Source organism: Nocardiopsis halotolerans DSM 44410 (genome assembly GCF_000341065.1).
In the GTDB taxonomy this organism is placed as follows: Bacteria; Actinomycetota; Actinomycetes; order Streptosporangiales; family Streptosporangiaceae; genus Nocardiopsis; species Nocardiopsis halotolerans.
This window is the reverse complement of record NZ_ANAX01000290.1, coordinates 1-7,953: the sequence shown is the minus strand read 5'-3', so window position 1 is coordinate 7,953 and position 7,953 is coordinate 1. Positions and strand designations below refer to the sequence as shown.

At 71.6% G+C, this 7,953-nt stretch carries 8 protein-coding genes and 1 pseudogene; all 9 read right to left on the bottom strand.

Annotation, left to right across the window (positions count from 1 at the left end; genetic code table 11):
* A partial coding sequence (locus tag D455_RS0121515; protein WP_160167857.1) for a hypothetical protein occupies positions 1 to 718 on the bottom strand: 718 nt, incomplete at its 3' end.
* 170 nt (positions 719 to 888) lie between these two features.
* Positions 889 to 1,494 (bottom strand): SMC-Scp complex subunit ScpB, encoded by a 606-nt coding sequence (gene scpB / locus D455_RS0121510; RefSeq protein WP_017572753.1) that lies wholly within the window; start codon positions 1,492 to 1,494, stop codon positions 889 to 891.
* Complete coding sequence (locus tag D455_RS0121505; protein WP_017572752.1) at positions 1,491 to 2,345, bottom strand: segregation and condensation protein A; 855 nt, start codon at positions 2,343 to 2,345, stop codon at positions 1,491 to 1,493. The genes scpB and D455_RS0121505 overlap by 4 nt, the downstream gene beginning before the upstream one ends.
* A gap of 120 nt (positions 2,346 to 2,465) precedes the next feature.
* The gene (locus D455_RS0121500; RefSeq protein ID WP_017572751.1) at positions 2,466 to 2,861 is read right to left on the bottom strand and encodes a hypothetical protein; all 396 of its coding nucleotides are present in this window, start codon (positions 2,859 to 2,861) and stop codon (positions 2,466 to 2,468) included.
* Positions 2,858 to 3,814: a ParA family protein gene (locus D455_RS0121495; protein ID WP_017572750.1), complete on the bottom strand. Its 957-nt coding sequence runs from the start codon at positions 3,812 to 3,814 to the stop codon at positions 2,858 to 2,860. The genes D455_RS0121500 and D455_RS0121495 overlap by 4 nt, the downstream gene beginning before the upstream one ends.
* Before the next feature lie 250 nt (positions 3,815 to 4,064).
* The gene (locus D455_RS0121490) at positions 4,065 to 5,009 is read right to left on the bottom strand and encodes a tyrosine recombinase (protein ID WP_086003365.1); all 945 of its coding nucleotides are present in this window, start codon (positions 5,007 to 5,009) and stop codon (positions 4,065 to 4,067) included.
* 58 nt (positions 5,010 to 5,067) lie between these two features.
* Positions 5,068 to 5,730 carry an NUDIX domain-containing protein gene (locus D455_RS0121485; RefSeq protein WP_017572748.1) on the bottom strand — a complete coding sequence of 221 codons (663 nt, stop codon included), beginning with the start codon at positions 5,728 to 5,730 and terminating at the stop codon, positions 5,068 to 5,070.
* Between the two features lie 43 nt (positions 5,731 to 5,773).
* Positions 5,774 to 7,414 carry a CTP synthase gene (locus D455_RS0121480; RefSeq protein WP_083922350.1) on the bottom strand — a complete coding sequence of 547 codons (1,641 nt, stop codon included), beginning with the start codon at positions 7,412 to 7,414 and terminating at the stop codon, positions 5,774 to 5,776.
* Between the two features lie 386 nt (positions 7,415 to 7,800).
* Positions 7,801 to 7,953: pseudogene (locus D455_RS35540) on the bottom strand (hydroxymethylglutaryl-CoA lyase); the annotation flags it as partial.

Sequence of the window (7,953 nt, the reverse complement as noted above, 5' to 3'; positions counted from 1 at the left end):
TCGCGGAAGTCGCGTCCGCCGCGCTGGTCCCGGTCGCCCCGGAAACCACCACGGTCACGGTTGTCGCGGTCACCACGGAAGTCCCGACCGCCACGGTCGTCACGCCCGCCCGAGAAGGAGCGGCGGTCATCCCGGTCGCGGTCGTCCCGACCACCACGGAAGCCACCGCGGTCGCGGTCGTCGCGCCCCCTGGGACCACGGTCGTCCCGGAAGCCCCGACCGCCACGGTCATCCCGGCGGCCACGGTCGCCACGTCCATCACGGAAATCGCGCCCGCCACGGTTGTCACGGCCACCGCCGAAGGAGCGACGGTCACCACCGTCACGGGAGCCACGCTCGCCGCGGAAGTCATCACGGTCACGGCCGCCACGGAAGCCATCGCGGCCTCCACCGCCACGGTCGTCGCGGAAGGAACGGCGATCATCCCGGTCGCGGAAGCCGCGTCCGCCGCGCTGGTCCCAATCTCCCCGGAAACCACCACGGTCACGGTCGTCACGACCCCTGGGACCACGATCGTCCCGGAAGTCCCGACCACCGCCGAAGGAACGGCGATCGCCCTGGTCGCGGCCGTCCCGACCGCCACGGAAACCACCGCGGTCGCGGTCATCGCGCCCATCGCGGAAGTCACGGCCGCCACGGAAGTCGCGCCCGCCTCCCGGGCCACGTCCACCGCGCTCATCCCGGCCACCGCCGAAGGAACGACGGTCACCACCGTCACGGAAGTCACGTCCACCGCGGCCCCTGGGGCCGCGGTCGTCCCGGTGACCGCCGCGGGAACGGTCGTCCCTGCGGTCCCGGCTGTTGTCCCTGCGGCCCTGACGGCCGCTGTCGTCGTAGTCGCCGCGCTCACCGCGCGGGGCGTCGTCCCGCGCACCGCGGGAACTGTTGTTAGGTGTGCTCACCGGTGTCGTCTAGACCTTCGATGTCGTCGGGGAGGAACGGCGCCAGATCAGGCAGCTCGTCGAGGCCTCTCAGGCCCAACCGTTCCAGGAAATAGGAGGTGGTCCGATACAGCAGCGCGCCGGACTCGGAGTCGTGTCCGGCCTCTTCGATCAGGCCCCTCAGTACGAGGGTACGCATAACCCCGTCGCAGTTGACACCGCGCACGGCGGAGACCCTGCCACGGGAGACCGGCTGCCGGTAGGCCACCACCGCCATCGTCTCCAGCGCGGCCTGTGTGAGCCGCACCTCCTGCCCCTCCCTGAGGAAGTGCTCGACGACGTCGGCGCACTCGGGCCGCGTGTACACACGCCACCCGTCGGCCACCGCCCGCAGGTCGAAACCCCTGCCCTGCCCGGTGTATTCCCGCGACAGCGACTCCAGGGTGCGTGAGACCACGGTCACGGGCACGTCCATGGCCCTCGCCAGGTCGTACTCCGACACCGGCTGGTCCACCACCATCAGCACCGCCTCCAGGTCGCGGCGCAGGGTGGGCGGGGCGTCCCCGTCCGCCTCCCCACCGGTGGCCGCGTTCCCCGTGTCCTCCGCGGTCATCCGTTCTCCTCCCCCGACCCGCCGCCGGTCTCCCCGACGTCGTCGTACTCGCTCTCCAGCTCGACCTCGCCCTCACCGCCGGTCCAGGTGACCAGCAGCTCCCCCAGGGGTTCGGGCTGGTCGAAGCCCACGTTGGACGCCCGGTACAGCTCCAGCAGGGCGAGGAAGCGGGCGATGACCTCGAAGGTACCGGTGCAGGCCGCCGTGAGCTCGGCGAAGGTCAACCGCCCGTGCTCGCGCAGCTCCGCGACCATCAGCTCGCCCTGCTCCCTGACCGAGGTCTTGGCCTGGTGGATGTGGGTGACCGGCACGCTGGGCGGTTCCCTGGGCGTGAACACCCTCCCCGCCAGGGCGGCGAACTCCTGGGGGCCCAACCTGAACAGCACGTCCGGCCGGAGCCCGGCGAAGCGCTCCTCCAGCGGGACGGCGCGCGCGTAGCGGCGCCCCTGCGAGGCCAGCCGCTCACGCATGAACGAGGCGACCTCCTTGTAGGCCCGGTACTGCAACAGCCGGGCGAACAGCAGGTCGCGGGCCTCCAGCAGGGCCAGGTCCGCCTCGTCCTCGACGTCGCCGCGCGGCAGCAGCCGTGCCGCCTTCAGGTCCAACAGGGTCGCCGCGACCAGCAGGAAGTTGCTGGCCTGGTCCAGGTCCCAGTCGTCGCCGTGCGCCCGGATGTGCGCGATGAACTCGTCGGTGACCCTGGACAGGGCCACCTCGGTGACGTCCATCTTGTGCTTGGCGATCAGCCCGAGGAGCAGGTCGAAGGGCCCCTCGAAGTTGTCGAGGTGCACCTGGAAGGCGTTCTCGTCCGCCTCGTCCTCGGTGTCCGCCGGTGTGCGCTCAACCGCCATGGCACCGGCCCCGCGTCGTCTTCCTCATGAGACAAGGGTGTCACCGGCCCGAACCCGCCGGTGACACCCGCGATCCCTCCGTCGTCGAACCGGTGCCCCCTCCGACACCGGTGCGAGCGCTCAGTCCTCACTCAGCCTGCGCACCAGCATGCTGGACGCTCCGTGCTCCTCGAAGTCGGCCAGCAGCACCGCGACGGCCTCGCGGACGAGCCGTCCCCTGTCGGCGGAGAGCCCGTGTTCGGCGCGCAGTGACAGCCGGGTCTGTTCCAGGGCCAGCAGCTCGGGCCCGGAGACGTAGACGGTGATCTTCTCGTCGTGGCGCTGGCGCCCGCTCGGCTTGGGCGCGCGCCGCACCCTCGTGCCGGACGTGCCCTTGGTCCTGCCGTTGGAGCGCGCCGACGTCTCGGTCTTCCTGCTCTGCTCCGGTGCCTGATGCTGGCGTTCGGTCTCTTCCGGCGCCTCCTCCTCGGCGCCGCTGGGACGGAAGAACAGTTCGTCCGCCCCGGGTAGGGTCACGCGCCGTGACCGCTGAGAGGCCACCTCGCCAGCACCTCCTTGGCCAGCTCCCGATAGGCGTTGGCACCGGCCGAGGACGAGTCGAACCTGGTGATGGGCTCACCCGCCACGGTGGCGTCCGGGAAGCGCACGGTGCGGTTGATGACCGTGCCGTAGACCTTGTCCCCGAACCCGTCGATGATCGTGGACAGCACCTCGCGCGCGTGGAGCGTGCGCGGGTCGTACATGGTGCCCAGGAAACCGTCGATGACCAGGCGCTCGTTGAGCCGCTCCTGGACCTTCTGGATGGTGTCCATCAGCAGGGCCACGCCGCGCAGCGCGAAGAACTCGCACTCCAGCGGTACGACCACGCCGTCCGCCGCGGTGAGCGCGTTGACGGTGAGCAGGCCCAGCGAGGGCTGGCAGTCGATCAGGACGACGTCGTAGTCGTCGATGACCGGTCTCAGCGCGCGGGCGAGCATCTGCTCGCGCGCCACCTCGCCGACCAGCTGCACCTCGGCTGCCGACAGGTCGATGTTGCTCGGGATGAGGTCCAGGCCGTCGATGTCGGTCTTGAGCAGGACGTCCTCCACCGTCACGTCCCGCTGCATGAGCAGGTTGTAGACGGTCAGGTCCAGCTCGCGCGGATCCAGCCGGCCCAGGCCGACGGAGAGTGCGCCCTGCGGGTCGAAGTCGACCAGCAGCACCCGTCTTCCGTACTCGGCGATGGCGGCGCCGAGGTTGATCGTCGTGGTGGTCTTACCGACCCCACCCTTCTGGTTACACAGTGCTACAATCCGTGCCGGGCCGTGTCCGTCGACGGGCTCGGGCTCCGGATACGTCAGCTCGGGTCTTGTGGTGTGCAGATCAGCCCCCGTGTTGCGTGTCGTCCCCCAGGGGTTGGTCACCGGGTCGGCGAGTTCTCTCCCACCGACGGGTGCGGTGCTCGCAGCCTCGTCGTTCTCCCAGTTCACAACCCTTGACCTCCCCTACGGACCGGCCACGGCCCAAGGAATGCCGCGCCCCTGTGCCTGGCCGCCGTCGGAAACTCAATATGTCGACAGCAACGTACCTCCGTGCGGCGACTCTAGAACGCCGACACGGCGCACTTCAACGAAACCTACGGGTAGAATCCCACGCCTTCGCCCCTGGGGGAAATCGGAACGGGAAACCGGGTTGTTCCGCTTCGCCCCCGCCCGGACGCCCCTCGCACCCGTGACCAGTTCAGCGCCGTGCGCGGGGATGGCTCGACGCGTACACCTCCCGCAGACGGTCGACCGTCACGAGTGTGTAGACCTGCGTGGTCGTGACCGAACTGTGCCCGAGCAGTTCCTGTACGACGCGGATGTCCGCTCCGCCGTCGAGCAGGTGGGTGGCGAAGGAGTGACGCAGTGTGTGCGGTGAGACGCCGCCGACCCCGGCGCGTTCGGCGACGGCCGCCAGGATCCCCCAGCCGCCCTGCCGGGTGAGCCTGCCCCCGCGCGCGTTGAGGAACAGCGCCGGGCCGCCCCGGCCGGAGACGGCCAGGCCCGGACGGGCGCGCACCAGGTAGCCCGAGAGCGCCCGGCGGGCGTAGGAGCCGAGCGGCACCACCCGCTCCCGACCGCCCTTGCCCCGGAACCGCACCAGGCCCACGGTGTCGTCGCCGTCCACCGCGTCGGCGACGTCGTCCACGTCCAGCCCCACCGCCTCGGAGATCCGCGCGCCCGTACCGTAGAGCACCTCCAGCAGCGCGCGGTCGCGCAGGGCCAGCAGCCCGGCGCGGCCCCCGGAGGCCGGGGCGTCGGCCGGTCCGGCGGCGTCCAGGATGCGCTCCACCGAGGCCAGCGGCACAGCCTTGGGCAGGCGCATCGGCGGTACGGGCGGGGAGACGTCGGCGGCCGGGTCGACACCCGTCCAGCCCTCGCGCACCGCGAAGCGGTGCAGGCCGCGCACGGCGGCCAGGCCCCCCCCCGCCGATGCGGCGCCGAGCGGCGGGTGGCCGTCGTCCCCCTCCCGCAGGACCCGCAGGAAGTCACCCACGTGTCCGGGGCCCACCTCCTCCGGAGCGGTGATCCCGAGTGCGGCCAGGTGTGCGCGGTAGCGGCGCAGGTCGCGCCGGTAGGCGGCGAGGGTGTTGTCGGCCAGGGCGCGCTCGGCGCTCAGGTGGTCCAGGAACGCGGAGCACATCCGCGCCAGCGCCCCCGCCTCCCCCGGTTCGGTGGGGTCCGCCCGCTCGGCCACGGGGTCAGTCCCCGGCGGGCTCGCGCAGGGAGGCGAACCCGTCGGCGGCCGCGGCGTGGGCGGCCAGGACGCCGATGATGGTGGCGCCGTTGTGCAGCCTGCCCGCCATGGCCAGCCCGACCGCCTCCTCCAGGGGAACCCACTCGGCGACCAGGTCGGCCTCCTCGTGCTCGCGCACGAAGTCGATCTCCTCGTCGGGCACCACCGACAGGTCCCGGGCCAGGAACACGTGGATGCGCTCGTCGGAGAATCCGGGCGAGGGAAAGAAGTCGGCCAGCTCGTGCCAGCGTTCGGCCCGCAGCCCCGCCTCCTCGACCAGTTCGCGCCGCGCCGTGAGCAGCGGCCCCTCGCCCTCCCCGTCGATCATTCCGGCGGGCAGCTCCCACAGGGTGTGCTGGGTGGCGTGGCGGTACTGGCGTTGCAGCAGCACACGGCCGTCCGCGTCCAGGGCCAGGGCCGCGGCGGCGCCGGGGTGGACCATGTAGTCGCGGGCGGCCACGGTCGTCCCGCCCTCGGCGTCGGGCATACGCACCCAGTCCGTACGCACCCCGCACACGGCGCCGCGGAAGCGTTCGGCGGACCGTTCCACCGGCCACGACTCGGGGGCGTCCGCGACCTTCGCGTCCGCCCCCGTGGTCGGCTGGGCCGGGGAGGTGTCACTGGGCATGGATCCCGCCTCTCAGGGGCTCGTGCCCCGCCCGGCCGCGCGCTCAGGAGTTGTGGAACTCCAGGGCCGCCGAGACCAGTCCGCGGAAGAGCGGGTTGGCCTTGGTCGGACGGGAACGCAGCTCCGGGTGCGCCTGCGTCGCGACGAAGAACGGGTGGGCGTCCCGGGGCAGTTCGACGTACTCCACCAGCTTGCCATCAGGAGAGAGCCCGGAGAACACCAAGCCCGCCTCCTCCAGCTGGGAGCGGTAGGCGTTGTTGACCTCGAAGCGGTGGCGGTGCCGCTCGGAGGCCTCGGCCTCTCCACCGTAGAGCTCGCGCACCACGGTGCCCTCGCCCAGCTCGGCCGGGTACATGCCCAGGCGCATGGTGCCGCCCATGTCGCGCTCACCGGCGACCACGTCGGTCTGGTCGGCCATGGTGGCGATGACCGGGTCGGCGGCCTTGTCGTCGAACTCGGTGCTGTTGGCGCCCTCCAGTCCGAGCACGTCGCGGGCGTACTCGATGACCATGGCCTGGAGGCCCAGGCAGATGCCCAGCAGCGGCACCCGGTTCTCACGGGCGTAGCGGATGGCGCCGAGCTTGCCCTCGATCCCGCGCACACCGAAGCCGCCGGGGATGAGGATGCCGTCGGCGCCGTCCAGCTCGGCCGCGGCCCCGGAGGGGCTGGCGCAGTTGTCGCTGGCCACCCAGCGGATGTTCACGCGGGTGTCGGTGGCGAAACCGCCCGCGCGCAGCGCCTCACTGACCGACAGGTAGGCGTCGGGCAGGTCGATGTACTTGCCGACCAGGGCGACGGTGACCTCGTGGTCGGGCTGGTGGACGCGGCGCAGCAGCTGGTCCCACTCGGTCCAGTCCACGTCGCGGAAGGGCATCCCGAGGCGGCGGACGACGTAGGCGTCCAGGCCCTCGCGGTGCAGGACCTTGGGGATGTCGTAGATGGAGGGGGCGTCGGGGGTGGAGACCACCCCGGCCTCGTCCACATCGCACATGAGGCTGATCTTGGACTTCAGGCTCTGCGTGATGGGCCGGTCCGAGCGGCACACGATGGCGTCGGGCTGGATGCCGATGCTGCGCAGTGCGGCCACGGAGTGCTGGGTGGGCTTGGTCTTCATCTCCCCGGACGGGCCGAGGAAGGGGATGAGGGACACGTGCAGGAAGAAGCAGTTGTCCCGGCCGATCTCGTGGCGGATCTGGCGGACCGCCTCCAGGAAGGGCTGCGACTCGATGTCGCCGACCGTGCCGCCGATCTCGGTGATGACGATGTCGACGTCGGGGGCGTCCATCGCGTAGATGCGCGCCTTGATCTCGTTGGTGATGTGCGGGATGACCTGCACGGTGTCACCGAGGTAGGCGCCCTGGCGCTCCTTGGCGATGACGCTGGAGTAGATCTGGCCGGTGGTGACGTTGGCCGTGGCGGACAGCTCGGTGTCCAGGAAGCGCTCGTAGTGGCCGACGTCCAGGTCGGTCTCGGCGCCGTCGTCGGTGACGAACACCTCGCCGTGCTGGAAGGGGTTCATCGTCCCGGGGTCGACGTTGAGGTAGGGGTCGAGCTTTTGCATGGTGACCCGCAGGCCGCGCGACTTGAGAAGTCGTCCCAGGCTGGAAGCGGTCAGGCCTTTGCCGAGACTGGAGGCGACACCGCCAGTAACGAAAAGGTGCTTGGTACTCGCGGCGGATGCCAAAGTGGTGCTCCCGTGGGTTGAGTGGCTACGGCGGGCTCGGGTCGGGCTGAGCGGCCGTGCGGCGGTCCGGTTTCGGGCGGTTGGGTCTTCGCTCCGGCCGCCGGACTCCACGGGGCACCAGGATAACAGGCCCCCCGTACGTCCACACCGGGGAACACCCCCGTACACCCCTGGCTTCCGTTCCGTCACCTGGGCGGCAGCCCGGCCGGGGACGGCCCCGGCCCGCCTCCGCGGGCCCGCGCGGGCCCGACACCGCGCCGTGGGAGGGGTTTCGGCGGCCCGGTGTCCGCAGGGGCCGTGTACGCGCGCACCGGAGAGCGGAGGTGCGCGCCGGGCCCGGGGGCGACGAACACCACACCGACGCCGTGCGCGGTCGGCCGGCGCCCTCAGGCGGGGAAGTTCCCGGCGCGCCCCAGGTAGGCGGGCGGCTGCTTGTCCAGGCGCTGACCCATCCACTCGCCCAGGGCGGCGGCCCCGGACACGCTGATCCCCGTGTGCAGGCCGCTGCGGTGCAGCGAGTACAGCAGGTCCTCGGTGGC

Coding starts and splice junctions, on each gene's coding strand:
- scpB (WP_017572753.1), bottom strand. CDS start 1,494: ATGACCGCGGAGGACACGGGGAACGCGGCCACCGGTGGGGAGGCGGAC.
- D455_RS0121505 (WP_017572752.1), bottom strand. CDS start 2,345: ATGGCGGTTGAGCGCACACCGGCGGACACCGAGGACGAGGCGGACGAG.
- D455_RS0121490 (WP_086003365.1), bottom strand. CDS start 5,009: ATGTGCTCCGCGTTCCTGGACCACCTGAGCGCCGAGCGCGCCCTGGCC.
- D455_RS0121485 (WP_017572748.1), bottom strand. CDS start 5,730: ATGCCCAGTGACACCTCCCCGGCCCAGCCGACCACGGGGGCGGACGCG.